We start from the raw sequence: 16,601 nt of genomic DNA, 5'->3' as shown, positions 1-16,601 counted from the left end.
GAACGGGCGGCCCGGCTTCAGTACAGACCGAGCTGGCGCGTGCGCAGGCGCGCCAGTCCCAGCAGCGCATCGGTGAACGGCGTGGCCACGCCGGTCAGTTCGCCCAGCTCGCGCACCACCGTCACCAGCGCATCGAGTTCCACCGAGCGCCCGGCTTCCACGTCCTGCAGCATCGAGGTCTTGAACGCGCCGAGCTTCTTTGTCACCTCGTGCCGGTCTTCGGGGCTCTGCGTGATCTCGATGCCGATGCGCCGGCCGATCTCCTTGGCCTCCAGCATCACGGCCGAGATGAACCCGCGCACGTAGTCGTCGCCCATGATGAGGTCGGTGGTGGCACCGGTCAGCGCGCTGATGGGGTTGACCGTCATGTTGCCCCAGAGCTTGAACCACACGTCCTTCTGGATCTGCGGCGACAGCGTGGTGTTGATGCCCGCGCGGGTCAGGAGCTCGACCAGCGCCTGCACGCGCGGCGTGGCCTCGCCCGAAGGCTCGCCCACGATCAGCCCGTTGCCGAAGTGATGCCGCACCACGCCCGGCCCGTCGAGCGAGCAGCTCGCGTGCACCACGCAGCCGATCACGTTGTGCGCCGGAATGGCCTTGGCGATCGCGCCGTCGGGGTCCACCGCGGCCAGCCGGTGGCCCGTGATCTCGCCGCCGAAGCCGCCTTCGAGAAACCACCACGGCACGCCGTTCATCGCGACCAGCACAAGGGTGTCGCGCCCGATCAGCGGCCCGATGCGTTCGGCCACGGCCGCCAGCGCGGGCGCCTTCACGGCGATCACCACAAGGTCCTGCACGCCGAGCGCCTCGGGGTCGGCCACGGCGTTGACGGGCACGCGCGTGCGCACGTCGCCGCGCATCAGCGAGAGGCCGTCCTGCTGCAGCACCTGGAGCGTCGTGCCGCGCGCCACCACGTTGAGCCGTTCGCCGGCCTGCGCGAGGCCGGCACCGATCCAGCCGCCGATCGCGCCGGCGCCGTAAATGCAAATCTTCATGGGAATGCTCGCCTCGATCTTTTCAGTTTCTTCAATTCCGGTACCCCGGATCGATGCGGTCGACTTGCCGCACCAGCGCATTGAACACGTCCTGCCCGGCGCCGTGCGCGGGGCTGAACTGCAGCGCGTCGCGCGTGCAGCGCTGCGCGATCTCCTCGCTCACCGGAATGGCCGCGCCCATCGAGAAGGTCGCCATCTGGATCTCGCAGGCGCGCTGCAGCGTCCACAGGATCGCGAAGGTCTGCGGCAGCGTCTGGCCCCAGGCCAGGAGGCCGTGGTTGCGCAGGATCACCGCGTTGCGGTTGCCGATGCTCTTCAACAGCCGCGGGCCTTCGTCGGCATGGATCGTGATGCCCTCGAAGTCGTGGTACGCCACCATGCCATGCAGCTGGGCCGTATAGAAATTCGTCTGTTGCAGGCCACCTTGCAGGCACGCCACGGCCACGCCGGCCGTGGTGTGCGTGTGCATCACGCAGTGCGCGCCCGGCAGGCCGTCGTGGATGGCCGCGTGCACGGTGAAGCCGGCCGGGTTCACCGGGTACGACGAACCGTCGAGCACCTTGCCGTGCAGGTCGATCTTCACGAGGTTGCTGGCGGTCACCTCGCTGTAGTGCAGGCCGAAGGGGTTGATGAGGAACTGCTTCTCGCCACCGGTCACGCTGTCGGGCAGCCGCACCGTGATGTGGTTGTAGATCATCTCGACCCAGCCCAGCATCGCGAAGACGCGATAGCAGGCCGCGAGCTCTTCGCGCGCGGCGCGCTCGTCGGGGTGGATCGAGGGATGGACCAGCGCCGAGGGCGTGGTGGCGAGGGGGATGTTCATTGCAGTTCCTTCATGTGGTTAACCCTCTGCGGTGAAGCCGACCTCTTTCACGATCGGCGCCCACTTGGCGGTGTCTTTCTTCAGCAGTTCCGTGAGCTCCGCGGGCGTGGACGACATGGCCTCCAGCCCGAAGGTGCCCAGGCCGTCGATCACGTCCTTCTGCGCCAGCGAGTTCTTCATCGCGGTGTTCAGGCGCGCGACCACTTCGGGCGATGCCTTGGCCGGCAGGAAGAAGGCGAACCATTCGCTGTGCGCCATGTCCTTGATGCCCTGCTCGCCGAAGGTGGGCACATCGGGCGCGAAGCGGCTGCGCTTGGCCCCGGAGACGCCCAGGATGCGCACCTTGCCCGTCTGCAGGTGCTGCGTGATGTCGCCGATCGGGCCCGAGACGGCCGAGATGTTGCCGCCCAGGAGGTCGAGCATCGCCGGCTGCGTGCCGCGGTAGGCGGCGTGCTTGAGTTCCACGTCGCCCTTCTTGCCCAGCAGCGCGCCGATGAAGTGCGGCGTGGAGCCCGCGGCCGGCGAGCCGAAGTTGGCGCCGGCCGGGTTGGCCTTGGCCCAGGCCAGGAACTCGGGCACGCTCTTCACGCTGGCCGGCACCGAGGGGCCCACGGCAAAGCCGAAGTCGAAGATGCAGCCGATGGTGACCGGGGTGAGGTCCACCATCGGGTCGTACGGCAGCTTCTTGTAGATGTGCGGGTAGATCGTGAGGATCGAGGTCGGCGTCTGCAGGATGGTCACGCCGTCGGCCGGCCGGCCCTTCACGTAGGTGACCGCGATCTGGCCGCCCGCGCCGGTGCGGTTCTCCACCACGGCCGCCTTGGCGTATTCGGGGCTGAGCTTCTGCGCCACGCGGCGGCAGATGGTGTCCGAGGTGCCGCCGGCCGCAAAGCCGGTGACGATGGTCGCGGTCTCGATGCCCGCCTGCGCATAGGCCTGCTGGCCGATGCCCGCGAGCAGCGCCGAGGCGCCGGTGGTCTGAAGGATCTGGCGGCGTGTGAAGCTCATGATGTGTCTCTCTCCGGGTGGTGGTGGTTCGGGAGCGCGTATTTTTCCAGCAAGGCGCAGCGCGGGACCCCCGCGTTTACCTCACGTTCGACACGTTGCGACACGCTTTTCCCGACCGGAGAGGTCATGGTCAGAACATTCCGTTGCCGTTTGCGGCCGTTTCGGGCACGGGCTGGTTCACGTCCCAGTGCTCCACGATCTTGCCGTTCTCCAGCTTGAAGATGTCCACGATGGCGCTGCCGCGCGTGCCCGGCTCGCGCACCGCGTGCACATGCAGGATCACGTAGTCGCCCTCGGCGAAGGAGCGCTTGATCTGGCTGTGCGACTTCGGAAACTTCTCGCGCAGGAAGGCGACGAACTTGCGAAAACCCTCGGGGCCGTCGGCCGCCGTGGGGTTGTGCTGCACGTAGCGGTTGCCCACGTACTGCAGGGCGGCCTCGGCGTCCTTCTGGTTCAGGCCCTTCTCGTAGAAGGCGAGCACGGCCTGGCGGTTGGCCTCCTGCTGCGCCTGCGCCTGGGCGACCGGGCGGCCGCCCGGCTGCGCGCAGGCTGCGAGGAAGAGGGTGGCGGCGGCGAACATCGCGGCCAGGATGGTGCGTTTCATCTGGGGCTCCCGGTGTGAAAGGACTTCAGTAGCCGTTGGGCGTGGTGGCGCTCGTGGCGCCCGCGGCGCTCTTGTACTTCGCCGCCAATTGCTTGGCTGCGGCCGTGAGCACGATGGTGTCCACGCCCACCGCCACGAACAGCGCGCCGGCCGCGAGCCACTTGCGCGCCTGCTCCTCGGTGGTCGACAAGATGCCCGGCGCCTTGCCGGCTTTCAGGATGCGCGCGATGGCGTCGGCGATCACCGCCTGCACCTCCGGGTGGTTGGGTTGGCCCACGAAGCCCATCGAGGCCGACAGGTCCGCCGGTCCGATGAACACGCCGTCCACGCCCGGCGTGGCCGCGATGGCGTCCAGGTTCTTCATCGCCTCGACCGTCTCGGCCTGCACCAGCAGGCAGGTCTGCGCGTTGGCTTCGTGCAAGTACTGCGGATAGGCCTGCCAGCGCGAGGCCCGCGCGAGCGCGCTGCCCATGCCGCGGATGCCTTCGGGCGGATAGCGCATGCCCTGCACCATGCGCGCGGCCTGCTCGGCGGTATCGACCATCGGCACCAGCAGCGTCTGCGCGCCGATGTCCAGGTACTGCTTGATCAGCGTGGTGTCGCCCGTCGGGATGCGCACCACCGGATGCGAGCGCTCCGCCTCGGGCTGCGCCGACCACGCGCTGGAGATGCCCTGCAGCTGCCCGAGCACCGAGCGCACGTCGTTGGGCGCGTGCTCGCCGTCGACCAGCAGCCAGTCGTAGCCGCAGCCGGCGAGGATCTCGGCGACGTAGCTGTCCGCGAGGCCAACCCAGAGGCCGATCTTCTGCTCGCCGGCCTGCATGGCCTGCTTGAAGGTGTTGATGGGGGTGTGCATGAGCGTCTTTCTTTCAGGCAAGGCGAAACGAGATCGCGCCGAGAGGGCCGTAGTCGGCATGGAAGGTGTCGCCGGGCAGCGCGGTGGTCGGGCGCGTGAACGAGCCGGCCAGCACCACCTCGCCGGCCGCGAGGTGTTCGTCCCACGGCGCGAGCTTGTTCGCGAGCCACGCCACGCCGGTGGCCGGGTGATTGAGCACGCCCGCGGCCACGCCGGTCTCCTCGATCACGCCGTTCTTGTAGAGCAGGGCGCTCACCCAGCGCAGGTCCACCGCATCGGGCTTCACCGGCCGCCCGCCCATCACGATGCCGGCGTTGGCCGCGTTGTCGGAGATGGTGTCGAACACCTTGCGCGGCGCCTTGGTGTGGCGATCGAACTGCTCGATGCGCGCATCGATGATCTCGATGGCGGGCACCACGTAGTCGGTGGCGGCCAGCACGTCGAAGATCGTCACGTTCGGCCCCTGCAGCTTCTTGCCGAGGATGAAGGCCAGCTCCACCTCGATGCGCGGCGCGATGAAGCGCGCAAAGGGAATGTCGCCGCCCTGCTCGAAGAACATGTCGTCCAGCAGCGTGCCGTAGTCGGGCTCGTCGATCTGGCTGGACTGCTGCATCGCGCGCGAGGTGAGGCCGATCTTGTGGCCCTTCACCGTGCGGCCCTCGGCGATCTTGTGCTTCACCCATTCGCGCGAGATGGCGTAGCCGTCCTCGACGGTCATCTCCGGAAAGCGCTTGGAGAAGTGCTCGACCTGCACGCGCGATTTCTCGCTCTCGTGCAGCTCGGCGGCCAGTTGGGCGATGGTGGCTTGGGGCAGCATGGCGGCTCGCTTCTTCTCGTGTCTTACGACTTGTTGAACAGGGGATGCAGGTTGCTGTGCTTGCCGTCGTACACCTGCCCGGGGCTCTCGTCGATCTGCAGCGTGATGCCGATGTGGCGCTTCTCGAAGACGGGCGCGAAATGCGCGCGCACGTCGGCGAGCAATTCGTCGCCGGCCTTTTTCTTCACTGCCTCCGAGCGGCCCGCGGCCATGCGGATGTTCAGGTACACGAAGGCGTAGTCGGCCTTGCCGTCGGCCACCGCGTAGTGCGCGGCCGGGTAGGCCAGCACGCGCGTTCCGCCGATGGGGAAGACGGGCTTGTCCGACTCGTCACGTTGCTTGAGCATCGTGTCGGCGAGCGTGCGGCACAGGGCCGACATGTCGGTCTCGGCTTCGATGTTGGGCGTGTAGAGGATCACCAGGTGCGGCATGCGCGTCTTCCTTCTTGTTTCGGTCAGGCCACCGACATGACCGCGGCCGTGCAGGTCACCGCGAAGATCGGGATGGCCTTCATGTGGAAGATCTCGCCCTTGCCGCGCGCGGCCGCGGCCACGCTCAGGAAGGTGCGGATCTCGAAGCCGCCCTGGCCCGCTTCGCGGTAGGTGGCCTCGTCGTTGTAGTCGTCTTGCGAGAGCAGCGCCTCGCGGTCGTTGGCGCACCAGCGGCGCATGAACTCGGCGTCCCACTCGGCATTCACCTTGCCCGAATCGGGCGTGGCCGGCCAGTGCGAGATGCCGCCCGTGCCCACCAGCGCGATGCGCTCGGGCGCCTTGTCGCAGGCGCGGCGCAGGGCCTCGCCGAAGGCCCAGGCGCGGTGCAGCGGCGTGAGCGGCGGACCCTGGCAGTTGATATTCACAGGGATGACCTTGGTGTCGAAATCCGGCGTGAGGAAGTGCAGCGGCACCATGATGCCGTGGTCGAACTTCCACTCTTCCGCGTAGGCCACGTCCACCGTCTGCATCACCTCGCGGATCAGGCGCTGCGAGAGCGCGGCATCGCCGGGCACCTTCGTCTTCTCGATGCCCAGCCACTTCGGGTCCTCGATCGGGCCCTCGTAGCTGTCGGCCATGCCGATGGCGTAGGCCGGCATGTTGTTCATGAAGAAGTTGGCGAAGTGCTCGGCGGCGATGACGATCACCGCATCGGGCCTGGTCGCGCGCATCGCCTCGCCGAAGCGGTGGAACTGGGCGTGGAACGCGTCCTTCACCGCCGGGTCCGCCAGATGCGCGCGGCCGGTGATGCCGGGGGCGTGGCTGCACACGCCTGCAAAAACCAAACTCATACGCCTGCCACCTTTTCGTCTGTGCCGGTTGTCATCGCGTAGATGCCTGCGCGCACGGGCCCGTACTTGCGCACGCCGTCGCGCATCGCTTCGAGATAGTCGGCCCATGCAATGCCCAGCAGCGGCGCGAAGTGCATCAGCAACTGCCCGTTGCAACCCAAGACATAGAGCTTGCCGATGTCGCCGCTGTCGATGGCTTCGCGTTCTTCATCGTTCAGGTCGTAGCCGGCGAGCAGCGCGGCACGCGCGTCGCCGCCTTCCGCGTACCCGCGCTGCACTTCGGCATCGCGGTTCAGCGCGAAGAGAAATTTCTGCATCGCATAGAGGCTCATCGTTCAGCCCTCGATCTGGATGTTGGCCTTGCGGATCACATCGCCGTACTTCGCGATCTCGCTCTGGATGAAAGCCGCGAAGCGCTCGGGCGTGCCCGACAGCGACGCGATGCCGCCCTTGCGGAAGGCCTCTGTCACGGCAGGGCCCGCGAGCGCGCGGTTCACCTCGTCGTTCATGCGCAGCACGATGGCATCGGGCGTGCCGGCGGGCGCCAGCAGGCCGTTCCACGAATTGGACTCGATGGCCACGCCCTGTTCGGCCAGTGTGGGTATGGCGGGCGCGTACTGCGAGCGCTGCGCGGTCGCCATGCCGAGCGCGACCAGCTTGCCGCTCTGGATGTGGCCGCGGAACTCGGGCCAGTTGCCGAACATCATCGTCACCTGCCCGCCGAGCAGGTCGGTGAGCGCGGGCCCCTGGCCCTTGTAGGGCACGTGCACGATGTCCAGGCCCATCTGCAGCTTGAGCATCTCGCCCGAGAGGTGCGCCGAGGTTCCGTTGCCGAAGGAGGCGAAGCTCAGCGTGCCGGGCTTGGCCTTGGCCAGGTTGCGCAGGTCGGCCAGTGTCTTCAGGCCGCTCGATGGATGCGTGGCGAGCACGTGCTCCGACATGCCCATGAGCGCGACCGGGCGCAGGTCTTTCTGCGTGTCGTAGGGGAGCTTGCGCACCAGCGTCTGGTTGGCCGTGAAGCTGTTGGCCACGCAGACGAAGCTGTAGCCGTCGGGCGCCGACTTGGCGACCGCATCGACACCGATCACGGTGCCTGCGCCGGGCTTGTTCTCGACGATCACGGCCTGCTCCAGCGTCTTGCCGAGCTCGACCGCCACGAGCCGCGCGACGAAGTCGGTGGTGCCGCCGGGCGTGAAGGGCACGACGATGCGCACCGGCTTGTTGGGCCAGTCGCCGCGTGCGTGCGCGAATGTCGCGAACGGCGCCAGCGAAGGCAGGGCCGCGAGTGCGGCGGCGCCCTGCAGCAGCGCCCGGCGGCCGGTGTTCACGCCACGCCCCAGTGCGGAATGTGGTGCGAGCCCAGCGACACGGCAACGTTCTTCGGCTCGCAGAACACTTCGTAGCTCCAGGTGCCGCCTTCGCGGCCCGTGCCCGAGGCCTTCGTGCCGCCGAAGGGCTGGCGCAGGTCTCGCACGTTCTGGCTGTTGACGAAGCACATGCCGGCCTCCACGGCGGCGGCCACGCGATGCGCCTTGCCGATGTTCTCGGTCCATACGTAGCTCGAGAGGCCGTAGGTGATGTCGTTGGCCAGGCGGATCGCGTCGGCCTCGTCCTTGAACGGAATCAGGCAGGCGACCGGGCCGAAAATCTCGTCCTGCGCGATCTTCATGCGGTTGTCGACGTCCGCGAAAACGGTGGGCATCACGTAGTTGCCCTTCTTCACGCGGTCCGGCAGGTTCGACGGAGCCTCGAGTCCACCGCACAGCAGCGTCGCGCCTTCCTTCGGGCCGAGCTCGATGTAGCTGCGCACCTTGGCCAGGTGGGCCTGCGAAATCATCGGGCCGACGATGGTCTTCTCGTCGAGCGGATCGCCCACCGTGATGCGCTTGGCGCGCTCTGCGAACTTCGCTGCGAAGTCCGCATAGATCGACTGCTGCACCAGGATGCGCGAGCCGGCCGTGCAGCGCTCGCCGTTGTTGCTGAAGATCATGAACACGGCCGCATCGAGCGCGCGGTCCAGGTCGGCATCGTCGAAGATCACGAAGGGGCTCTTGCCACCCAGCTCCATGCTGAACTTCTTGAGGCCCGCGCTTTTTACGATGCGGTTGCCCGTGGCGGTGGAGCCGGTGAACGAAATCGCGCGCACGTCGGGGTGCGCCACCAATGGCTCGCCCGCTTCCTTGCCGTAGCCGTGCACGAGGTTCAGCACGCCGGGCGGAATGCCCGCTTCGAGCGCGAGCTCGCCCAGGCGCGCGGCCGAAAGCGGCGAGAGCTCGCTCATCTTCAGCACCGCGGTGTTGCCGAAGGCCAGGCACGGCGCCACCTTCCAGGTGGCCGTCATGAACGGCACGTTCCACGGGCTGATGAGCGCGCACACGCCCACCGGGTGGAACAGCGTGTAGTTCAGGTGCGTGGGCGTGGGGTAGGTGTGGCCGTCCACGCGCGTGCACATCTCGGCGAAGTAGTAGAAGTTGTCGGCCGCGCGCGGCACCAGCTGCTTGCCTGTTTGCGCGATGACCTGGCCGCAGTCGTTGGTCTCGGTCTGCGCGATCTCGGGCACGTTCGCGGCGATCAGGTCGCCCAGCTTGCGGATGAGCTTCGCGCGCTCGGGCGCGGGCATGCCGGCCCATTTGGGGAAGGCTTCCTTGGCGGCGGCGACGGCCGCGTTCACCTCGGCCTCGCCGCCCGAGGCGACCTCGGCCAGCACCTCCTGCGTGGCGGGGTTGACGGTTTCGAAGTAGTCCTTGCCGGCAACGCTCTTGCCGTTGATCAGGTGATCGACTCTCATGCTTTTCCTTGGATGGTCTCGATGGTGTTCATGAGCGCGCCGATGTGCTCGATCTCGGTGACGACGACGTCGCCCGGCTTGCAATCGACCACGCCGTCGGGCGTGCCCGTGAGGATCAGGTCGCCCGGCGAGAGCGTCATGAAGCGGCTGAAGTACTCGATGAGAAAGGGCGCGTCGAAGATCATGTCGCGCGTGTTGCCCTGCTGCGTGACGGTGCCGTTGACGGTGGTGCGCAGCGCGAGTGCCATGGGGTCGGGTACATCGGCCGCGTCGACGAACCAGGGCCCCAGCGGCGTGCAGGTGTCGCGGTTCTTCACGTGCAGGTTCGGGCGGTACCAGTTCTCCAGGTAGTCGCGGATCGCGTAGTCGTTGGCCACGGTATAGCCGCCGATGAAGTCGTAGGCGTCGTCGCGCTTCACATGGCGCGCGGTCTTTCCGACGACGATCGCGAGCTCGCATTCGTAGTGCATGAACTGCACGCCGGCCGGGCGGTGCGTGAGCTGGCGGTGGCCGATCAGCGTGCTCTGGCCCTTGACGAAGACCAGCGGTTCCTCGGGCGCCTTGAATTCGAGTTCCTTCGCGTGGTCGGCGTAGTTGAGGCCGAGCGCGAGGATGGTGCGAGGGCGTGCGGTCGGCGCGAGCGGGGGCAGCCAGGTGAGCTGCGCTTGCGGCACGATGCGGCCGTCGTCCAGGCGCACGGCGGCGTCGGGCTGGCCGTTGAATTCGTGCGCGGTGCCGGTGTGTTCGCGGCCTTCGTGGATGACGCGTGCGTGCTTCATGCGGCGGTCTCCTGCACCAGCGTGTGGGTCAATGTCTCGAAGCCAGGCGCCGAGATCTCGATGCGGTCGCCGGCGCGTGCGAGCGGACGGCCCGCGTCGCAGCCGAGCATCAGCACGTCGCCGTGCGCGAGCGTCATGAATTCGCCGACGTCGGCGAGCAGCTGCTGCGCCGGGCGCACGAGCTGCGAGAAATCGATCGACTGCTTGAGCTCGCCGTTGATGCGCACCTCGGCGCGGAAGTTCGCGGGGTCGGCCACGTCCTGTGCATCGCGCAGCGCGGGGCCGATGGCGAGGAAGCCGTCGAGGCACTTGAACTTCACCGGCGGGCGGAAGAAGCTCGCGTGCGGAATCGACAGGTCGTTCATCAGCACGAAGCCTTCGACGTCGCCCTCGGCGCCGATCACCATGCCGATGCTCGCGCCGATTTCCACTTCGGGCACCGATGCTGGCACCGCGATGGCGCTGCCGTGCGGGCTCCAGGTGTTGGCGGTCTTCACGTAGAGCACCGGCGCTTTCGGCGGCGCCTTGTAGGGCGGTGCGCTCATCTGCGGCGCGAGCGCCTCGACCTCGGCGCGGAAGTTCAGCAGCGTGCCGTACACGGTGCCGGTCGGAAGGAAATGTGCGGTGCTCATGCGGGCTGCTCCAGTGCTATGAGTTCGTCCAGCAGGCCGTAGAGCTGCGTGAGCTTGGCCTTGCCGAGCGACTTTTCCATCCAGTCGTAATGGGCCTCGATGCTGCTGCCCAGGCGCTTGACCAGCTTCATGCCGTGCGGCGTGGCTTCGACCACGGTGCGGCGCTGGTCCGCGGGGTCGCGGGCGCGGGTGATGAGGTTGTCGCGCTCCATGCGCGCGAGCACGCCGGTAAGGCTGGGCCCGAGGATGAAGGCCTCGCGCGCGACGCGGCCGGTGTCGACCGCGCCGTGCTCGCCGAGCACGCGCAGCACGCGCCATTGCTGGTCGGACAGGGCGTGCTCGCGCAGGCTCGGCCGCGTATGGGCCATCACGGCTTCGCGGGCCTGCAGCAGCAGGCGCGGCAAATTGCGGTGGGTGAACGTGGTGCTCAAGAACGGTGCCTTCTACGATTCTGCAAATTACTTAACATGTTAAATGATTGGCGGTTTCTTTCAAGCTGCCGGCCATCAGGGTTTGTGCGGACACCTAAACTCGACGGATGGCCAAGGACAAATCTCTTTTCGTCTGCAGCGAATGCGGCGGCACCAGCCCCAAGTGGCTCGGCAAATGCCCGAGCTGCGGCGCCTGGAACACATTGATCGAACAGGTGGCGGGCAGCAACGCACCGGCCAACAACCGCTTCGGCACGCAGTTCTCGCCGCTGGCGGGCGTCTCCGAACTGGCCACGCTCTCGGAGATCGAGGCGACCGACATCGCGCGCACGCCCACCGGCATCGACGAGCTCGACCGCGTGCTGGGCGGGGGCATCGTCTCGGGCGGCGTGACGCTCATCGGCGGCGACCCGGGCATCGGCAAGTCGACGCTCTTGCTGCAAGCGGTCGATGCGCTGCAGCGCGCGGGACAGAACGCGCTCTATGTGACGGGCGAGGAAAGCGGCGCGCAGGTGGCGCTGCGCTCACGCCGGCTCGGGCTCGACCACTCGCAGGTGCAGGTGCTGGCCGAAATCCAGCTCGAGAAGATCATCGCCACGCTGGACGCCACGCGGCCGGCGATCGCGGTGATCGACTCGATCCAGACGGTGTACTCCGACCAGCTCACCTCCGCGCCCGGCTCGGTGGCGCAGGTGCGCGAATGCGCCGCGCACCTCACGCGTTTTGCCAAGACCAGCGGCACGGCCGTGGTGCTGGTGGGCCATGTCACAAAGGAGGGCGCGCTCGCGGGCCCGCGCGTGCTGGAGCACATGGTCGACACGGTGCTGTACTTCGAGGGCGACACGCATTCGAGCTTTCGCCTCGTGCGTGCCATCAAGAACCGTTTCGGCGCGGTCAACGAGATCGGCGTGTTCGCGATGACCGAGCGGGGCCTGAAAGGCGTGGCCAATCCGAGCGCGATCTTCCTGAGCCAGCATGCCGAGCCGGTGCCCGGCAGCGTGGTGCTGGTCACGCTGGAGGGCACGCGGCCGATGCTGGTGGAAATCCAGGCGCTGGTCGACAACGGCGGGCCGAGCCCGCGGCGCCTCTCGGTGGGCCTGGACCGCGACCGCCTCGCGATGCTGCTGGCGGTGCTGCACCGCCACGCGGGCGTGGCCTGCATGGACCAGGACGTGTTCGTGAACGCGGTGGGCGGCGTGCGCATCAGCGAGCCCGCGGCCGACCTGGCCGTGATGCTGGCCATCACCTCGAGCCTGCGCGGCAAGCCGCTGCCCAAGGGCTTCATCGCCTTCGGTGAAGTGGGGCTGGCCGGAGAGGTGCGCCCCGCGCCGCGCGGGCAGGAGCGTCTGCGCGAAGCCGCCAAACTGGGCTTCAGCATCGCGGTGGTGCCCAAGGCCAACGCACCGCGCAAGGGTTCGAAGGAGATCGAAGGCCTGACCATCCACCCCGTCGAACGCATCGAAGAGGCGATGGACGTGGTCCGCCGCCTCGATTGATTCAGCTCGGGAAAAAAATGCCCGGCGCGTCAGTGACGCGCCGGGCCACCCTCCCTATCCCCCGATGTGCATCGTGAACGCCGGCCCGCTGTTGAGCACGCATTGGCCGCTGCCCAACGTGGCTGAGTTCATCGTGTACTGGCAACTCAGGTTGCCGCCGCGATTGCCGCTGGCGTTTGCCACACCGGCGCTTCGCGAGCCGGCAACCCGGGTCGCCTCTCCCTGAAACTGTTCACCGCCGATCAGTGCGTTGAAATGGCCGCGGCCGTTCATGTCGTTGGTCACCGTGCCTGCCACGGTTCCGTAGCGCGCCGCTTCGGCGTTCGACGGATACAGGCGTGCACTGAAGCTCTGCGCGATCGGTCCCGGTGCAACGGCATAGGCCTGCGAAGGCGGCGCCGCGGGTGCGGGTTGTGCGATGGGCACCACGTAGCAACCGCTGAGGACGGCGGCCGTGAGCGTGGCGGCGAGAGTGAGACGAAGGAAGGTGACGGAACGCGGAATGGTCATACGCTTTTCTGTGGCCCGGGTTGATGCCCGTGCGGTGAAATGTGCCGTCTCGCGCCACCATGGCATGTGCATTTCGGGGTGAGTACCGTTTTTCGCTCCCGCTGGTAGCCACGGCCGATACAGCAGAATCGCGGCCTCCGTCGATGTGTGAACTTTCGAATGAAGACAACGCCTTCCCCCATTGCCGCAGTGATGATTCATGTCTCCGACGTGGAGCTCGCGCTGCGCTGGTACCAGCGCGCGCTTCCCGAAGCCGAGCGCGTGTCGATCGGTTCGCCGGCCTTCGAGTGCCTCTCGCTCCACGGCGTGCTGATCGAAATCGTCCCGCAGGACGAGAAGGTCGGCTCGGGTGCTTTCGGCTCGGTCGTCTATTGGCAGGTCGATGACTTCGACGAGGCAGTGGCCAGGCTTCAATCGCTCGGCGGGCGGCTGTACCGCGGCCCGTTGCAACTCGAGGACTTGGAGTGCATGTGCCAGGTGCAGGACCCGTGGGGAAACTGCATCGGCCTTCGCGGCCCGTCATCGGAAAGCGGGCCGGCCGCGTGACCGGAGTCCCCGCGGTCAGGTCGCGAACAGCCGGGCGGCGACAATGCGCGCCATGAATTTCCAGAAATTGCTGGTGCCCGTGGGCGGCATCGTTCTTCTCGCGCTGGCGTGGCGCAGCTACGGCTGGGCCGGTGTCGCGCTCACCGGCGGGGTCATCGTGATGTTCCTGCTGCTGCACTTCAACCGCGCGATGCAGGTGCTCAAGCGCGCTGCCGACCGGCCGGTGGGCTATGTCGCCAGCGCGGTGATGCTCAACGCCAAGCTCAAGCAGGGCGCGACGCTGATGCACGTCATCGCCATGACCCGCGCGCTCGGCGAGCTGCGTTCGCCCCCGGACACGCAGCCCGAGCTGTACCGCTGGACCGACACGGGCGGCTCGTACGTCGATGCCGTGTTCAACGCCGGCAAGCTGCAGAGCTGGGCGATGACGCGGCCCGAGACGCCGCCCGACGAAGAACCGCAGACGCCCGCAGCCTGATCGGCTCGGCGCGCCTCGGTCCTTCGCTTTTCATCCCGCGCGCGCCTTGCGCCCCGGCTGGCGCCAGGGTGGATTCGCTTTCGCGTGGTGCCGCGCCTCCTTGGCGAACTCCGCGCACGCATGCGTCATCAGGTCGGCCGAGCGGTAGACCAGGAACACATCGAAGTCCGGCAACGCGTCGGTGATCGGCAGCTTCTCCAGCAGGCCGGGCTGCAGCCGCAGCGGGCCCGCGCCGTGAAAGACGAAATCCGACCACATGCTGATCATGTCGGTCTGCGTGGCCAGCTGCAGGCCCAGGAGGTTCGAGGCGCTCTGCACCATGCGCCGCGGCATCCCCAGGCCGTGCATCTGCATCGTGCTGACCAGCGGGCTGCCCGCGTCGTCGATCGGGTCGAGCACCAGCCAGTCGGCGTCCAGCAGCGGCTGCAGCTTGCGCACGCGCCGCAGCGGATGGCCCGCGCGCACCGACAGGTGCATGGCCACCGAGAAGAGCGGCTCCCATTGGAATGCGTTGGTGCCCGGCCCGTTGCAGGTGGAGATCAGCGCGAGGTCCAGCCGCCCCTCGCGCAGTCCCTCGAAGATCTGCTGCGGACGCAATTCGAAGCAGCGCATCGCCACATTGGGAAAGCGCGGGCGGAACGACGCGATCGCATCGGGCAGCGGCCCGCTCGATGCGACGGCGGTGAAGCCGATATTGAGCTGCGCCTGGTCGTGCCCGCGGATCGCCTCGATGTCCTCGAGTGCGTGCCGCAGTTCCTGCTCCACCAGGCTCGCGCGCTTGACCAGCGCCACGCCGTAGGCCGTGAGGCTCACGCCGCGCGTGGAGCGCGACATCAGCGTCACGCCCAGTTCGCGCTCCAGTTCCGAGATGGTCTTGGAGAGCGCCGGCTGCGTGGTGTGCAAGCTGCGCGAGGCCTCGTGGATGCTGCCGTGCTGTGCCACGGCCAGCAGGACGCGCAACTGTTGCAGCTTCATCGTGGTGCCGCGTTCTCGAAAAAAGGGCGCGAAAGCGCGGCCTGGGGGGTTCCCCCGATGGCGTCGCGGGCCTCTTTCTGTCGGGGATTCCGTTTGGTTATCGGCATGAAAATTTGTGATTCTTCGCTGCTGCGCTTTGCCTGAATACTCCGCCGCAAAGGGCCCTGCCGGGCTCCTGTGCAAACCAGTCCTGGAGAGATTAGATGAGCGAAGCCACCTTGCCTGCAAGCCCGATACGGGGTTCTTCTTCCAGCGCTTCCCATGCCGAGGCCAGCGCCAGGGCGAAGGCGCCGCAGGGCCAGTTCCGCCTGATCGCGGCCTGCTCGCTGGGCAATGCGCTGGAGATGTACGACTTCACGGTCTACAGCTTCTTTGCGCTCCTTATCGGCAAGCTGTTCTTCCCCTCCGACAGCGCCTACGGCTCGCTGCTGCTGGCCGTGGCCACCTTCGGCATCGGCTTTGTGATGCGTCCGCTGGGCGGCGTCATCATCGGCAACTACGCCGACCGCAAGGGCCGCAAGGCCGCGATGACGCTGACCATCGGTCTCATGGTGCTGGGCACGCTGTGCATCGCGTTCGCGCCCACCTATGCATCGGCCGGCGTGTTCGGCTCGCTGATGATCGTGGCCGGCCGGCTGCTGCAGGGCTTCTCGCTGGGCGGCGAAGTGGGCGCGGCCACGTCCATGCTGATGGAGGCCGGCGGCGTGAAGGGCCGCGGCTTTCGCGTGAGCTGGCAGCTCGCGAGCCAGGGCATCTCGGCGCTGCTGGGCGCGCTCACGGGCGCGGCGCTCTATGCCGCGCTGCCCCAGGCTTCGCTGGAGAGCTGGGGCTGGCGCCTGCCGTTCCTGCTCGGCCTGCTGATCGCGCCGGTCGGCCTCTACATCCGCGCCAGGCTGGACGAGACGCACGTCGCCGGGCACGAAGAATCCAGTCCCGTGGTGCGCCTGCTGCGCGCCCATGGCGGCACGGTGCTCAAGGGCATCCTGGCCACCACCGCGGGCACGGCCACGATGTACCTGGTGGTGTTCTTCATGCCCACCTACATGATCCGCGTGCTGCACATGCCGCCGTCGCTCTCGCTGCTGTCGGGCTGCGTCACGGGCATCACGCTCTTCGTGGTGTCGCTCGCGGCGGGGCGCCTGGCCGACCGGCTTCCGAACCGCAAGCCGCTGGTCGTCGCTTCGCTGCTGTTCAGCGTGGTCGCGGTCGTGCCGGTGTTCTGGCTCATCAGCCACTACCCCAGCGTGCCCCTGGTGCTGGCCCTCTCGGCGCTGTTGACCGCGAGCGTGAACATCGGCACCACGCCCATGTTCCTCATGCTGCTGGAGATGCTGCCGCCCAGCGTGCGCGCGAGCGGCATCTCGGTGATCTACAGCGTGGGCGTGACCATCTTCGGCGGCTCCTCGCAGTTCATCGTGACCTGGCTGCTTGCGAAGACGGGCAACCCGCTGTCGCCGGCGTTCTACATGATGGCCTGCGGCATGCTGAGCCTGGGCGCGCTGCTGAGCCTGCGCGAGCGCAAGGCGGCCTGACACGCGAACGCAAAGCCGATCTCCCACTCGTTAAGAAAACGGACTCTTC

The 16,601-nt window shown here is 67.6% G+C and carries 20 protein-coding genes; 4 read left to right on the top strand and 16 right to left on the bottom strand.

What is annotated here, in order from left to right:
• Positions 1-17: 17 nt before the first annotated feature.
• From ACZYRS_RS31945 to hpaR, 14 genes are all read right to left on the bottom strand, one after another.
• Positions 18-995, bottom strand: coding sequence for a 2-dehydropantoate 2-reductase (locus tag ACZYRS_RS31945; RefSeq protein WP_198789360.1), 978 nt, complete (start codon positions 993-995; stop codon positions 18-20).
• A gap of 31 nt (positions 996-1,026) precedes the next feature.
• Positions 1,027-1,818, bottom strand: a complete 792-nt coding sequence (locus ACZYRS_RS31940) for a class II aldolase/adducin family protein (RefSeq protein WP_463422404.1) — start codon at positions 1,816-1,818, stop codon at positions 1,027-1,029.
• Between the two features lie 18 nt (positions 1,819-1,836).
• Entirely contained in the window at positions 1,837-2,826 is a 990-nt protein-coding gene (locus tag ACZYRS_RS31935; protein ID WP_463422403.1) for a Bug family tripartite tricarboxylate transporter substrate binding protein, read from the bottom strand.
• Positions 2,827-2,956: 130 nt separating this feature from the next.
• Positions 2,957-3,430: a nuclear transport factor 2 family protein gene (locus tag ACZYRS_RS31930; RefSeq protein WP_463422402.1), complete on the bottom strand. Its 474-nt coding sequence runs from the start codon at positions 3,428-3,430 to the stop codon at positions 2,957-2,959.
• A gap of 25 nt (positions 3,431-3,455) precedes the next feature.
• Positions 3,456-4,286, bottom strand: coding sequence for a 4-hydroxy-2-oxoheptanedioate aldolase (hpaI, locus tag ACZYRS_RS31925; RefSeq protein WP_463422401.1), 831 nt, complete (start codon positions 4,284-4,286; stop codon positions 3,456-3,458).
• 13 nt (positions 4,287-4,299) lie between these two features.
• The gene (hpaH, locus tag ACZYRS_RS31920) at positions 4,300-5,103 is read right to left on the bottom strand and encodes a 2-oxo-hept-4-ene-1,7-dioate hydratase (RefSeq protein WP_463422400.1); all 804 of its coding nucleotides are present in this window, start codon (positions 5,101-5,103) and stop codon (positions 4,300-4,302) included.
• Between the two features lie 23 nt (positions 5,104-5,126).
• The gene (locus ACZYRS_RS31915; protein WP_463422399.1) at positions 5,127-5,534 is read right to left on the bottom strand and encodes a 5-carboxymethyl-2-hydroxymuconate isomerase; all 408 of its coding nucleotides are present in this window, start codon (positions 5,532-5,534) and stop codon (positions 5,127-5,129) included.
• A gap of 23 nt (positions 5,535-5,557) precedes the next feature.
• On the bottom strand, positions 5,558-6,385 hold the full coding sequence (locus tag ACZYRS_RS31910) for a DODA-type extradiol aromatic ring-opening family dioxygenase (protein ID WP_463422398.1): 828 nt from the start codon (positions 6,383-6,385) through the stop codon (positions 5,558-5,560).
• Entirely contained in the window at positions 6,382-6,717 is a 336-nt protein-coding gene (locus ACZYRS_RS31905) for an aromatic ring-opening dioxygenase subunit LigA (RefSeq protein ID WP_463422397.1), read from the bottom strand. Before ACZYRS_RS31905 ends, ACZYRS_RS31910 begins: the two co-directional genes overlap by 4 nt.
• Before the next feature lie 3 nt (positions 6,718-6,720).
• Complete coding sequence (locus ACZYRS_RS31900) at positions 6,721-7,713, bottom strand: tripartite tricarboxylate transporter substrate binding protein (RefSeq protein WP_463422396.1); 993 nt, start codon at positions 7,711-7,713, stop codon at positions 6,721-6,723.
• Positions 7,710-9,173 (bottom strand): 5-carboxymethyl-2-hydroxymuconate semialdehyde dehydrogenase, encoded by a 1,464-nt coding sequence (gene hpaE / locus ACZYRS_RS31895; protein WP_463422395.1) that lies wholly within the window; start codon positions 9,171-9,173, stop codon positions 7,710-7,712. The genes ACZYRS_RS31900 and hpaE overlap by 4 nt, the downstream gene beginning before the upstream one ends.
• The gene (locus tag ACZYRS_RS31890) at positions 9,170-9,952 is read right to left on the bottom strand and encodes a fumarylacetoacetate hydrolase family protein (protein ID WP_463422394.1); all 783 of its coding nucleotides are present in this window, start codon (positions 9,950-9,952) and stop codon (positions 9,170-9,172) included. The genes hpaE and ACZYRS_RS31890 overlap by 4 nt, the downstream gene beginning before the upstream one ends.
• A complete protein-coding gene (locus ACZYRS_RS31885) occupies positions 9,949-10,584 on the bottom strand; it encodes a fumarylacetoacetate hydrolase family protein (protein ID WP_463422393.1) in 636 nt (211 codons plus the stop codon). The genes ACZYRS_RS31890 and ACZYRS_RS31885 overlap by 4 nt, the downstream gene beginning before the upstream one ends.
• A complete protein-coding gene (gene hpaR / locus ACZYRS_RS31880) occupies positions 10,581-11,015 on the bottom strand; it encodes a homoprotocatechuate degradation operon regulator HpaR (RefSeq protein WP_463422392.1) in 435 nt (144 codons plus the stop codon). The genes ACZYRS_RS31885 and hpaR overlap by 4 nt, the downstream gene beginning before the upstream one ends.
• Positions 11,016-11,122: 107 nt before the next feature.
• Between hpaR and radA the strand changes: the two genes are divergently transcribed.
• Positions 11,123-12,511 (top strand): DNA repair protein RadA, encoded by a 1,389-nt coding sequence (gene radA, locus ACZYRS_RS31875; RefSeq protein ID WP_093440937.1) that lies wholly within the window; start codon positions 11,123-11,125, stop codon positions 12,509-12,511.
• Between the two features lie 54 nt (positions 12,512-12,565).
• Here radA and ACZYRS_RS31870 read toward each other — a convergent pair whose 3' ends face one another.
• The gene (locus ACZYRS_RS31870) at positions 12,566-13,021 is read right to left on the bottom strand and encodes a hypothetical protein (RefSeq protein ID WP_463422391.1); all 456 of its coding nucleotides are present in this window, start codon (positions 13,019-13,021) and stop codon (positions 12,566-12,568) included.
• Positions 13,022-13,213: 192 nt separating this feature from the next.
• Here ACZYRS_RS31870 and ACZYRS_RS31865 point away from each other — a divergent pair, with 192 nt between their 5' ends.
• Both ACZYRS_RS31865 and ACZYRS_RS31860 read left to right on the top strand, forming a co-directional pair.
• Positions 13,214-13,567, top strand: a complete 354-nt coding sequence (locus tag ACZYRS_RS31865; protein WP_463422390.1) for a VOC family protein — start codon at positions 13,214-13,216, stop codon at positions 13,565-13,567.
• A gap of 43 nt (positions 13,568-13,610) precedes the next feature.
• Positions 13,611-14,045 carry a glycerate kinase gene (locus tag ACZYRS_RS31860; protein WP_463422389.1) on the top strand — a complete coding sequence of 145 codons (435 nt, stop codon included), beginning with the start codon at positions 13,611-13,613 and terminating at the stop codon, positions 14,043-14,045.
• 30 nt (positions 14,046-14,075) lie between these two features.
• Here the strand turns inward: ACZYRS_RS31860 and ACZYRS_RS31855 are convergent, their stop codons facing one another.
• Entirely contained in the window at positions 14,076-15,020 is a 945-nt protein-coding gene (locus ACZYRS_RS31855; protein ID WP_198789376.1) for a LysR family transcriptional regulator, read from the bottom strand.
• Between the two features lie 203 nt (positions 15,021-15,223).
• Here ACZYRS_RS31855 and ACZYRS_RS31850 point away from each other — a divergent pair, with 203 nt between their 5' ends.
• Positions 15,224-16,552: an MFS transporter gene (locus tag ACZYRS_RS31850; RefSeq protein ID WP_463422388.1), complete on the top strand. Its 1,329-nt coding sequence runs from the start codon at positions 15,224-15,226 to the stop codon at positions 16,550-16,552.
• Positions 16,553-16,601: the final 49 nt, after the last annotated feature.

The organism is Variovorax sp. AC194 (genome assembly GCF_979257995.1).
The sequence above is the reverse complement of the archived record's forward strand: the minus strand, read 5'-3'. Positions and strand labels throughout refer to the sequence as shown.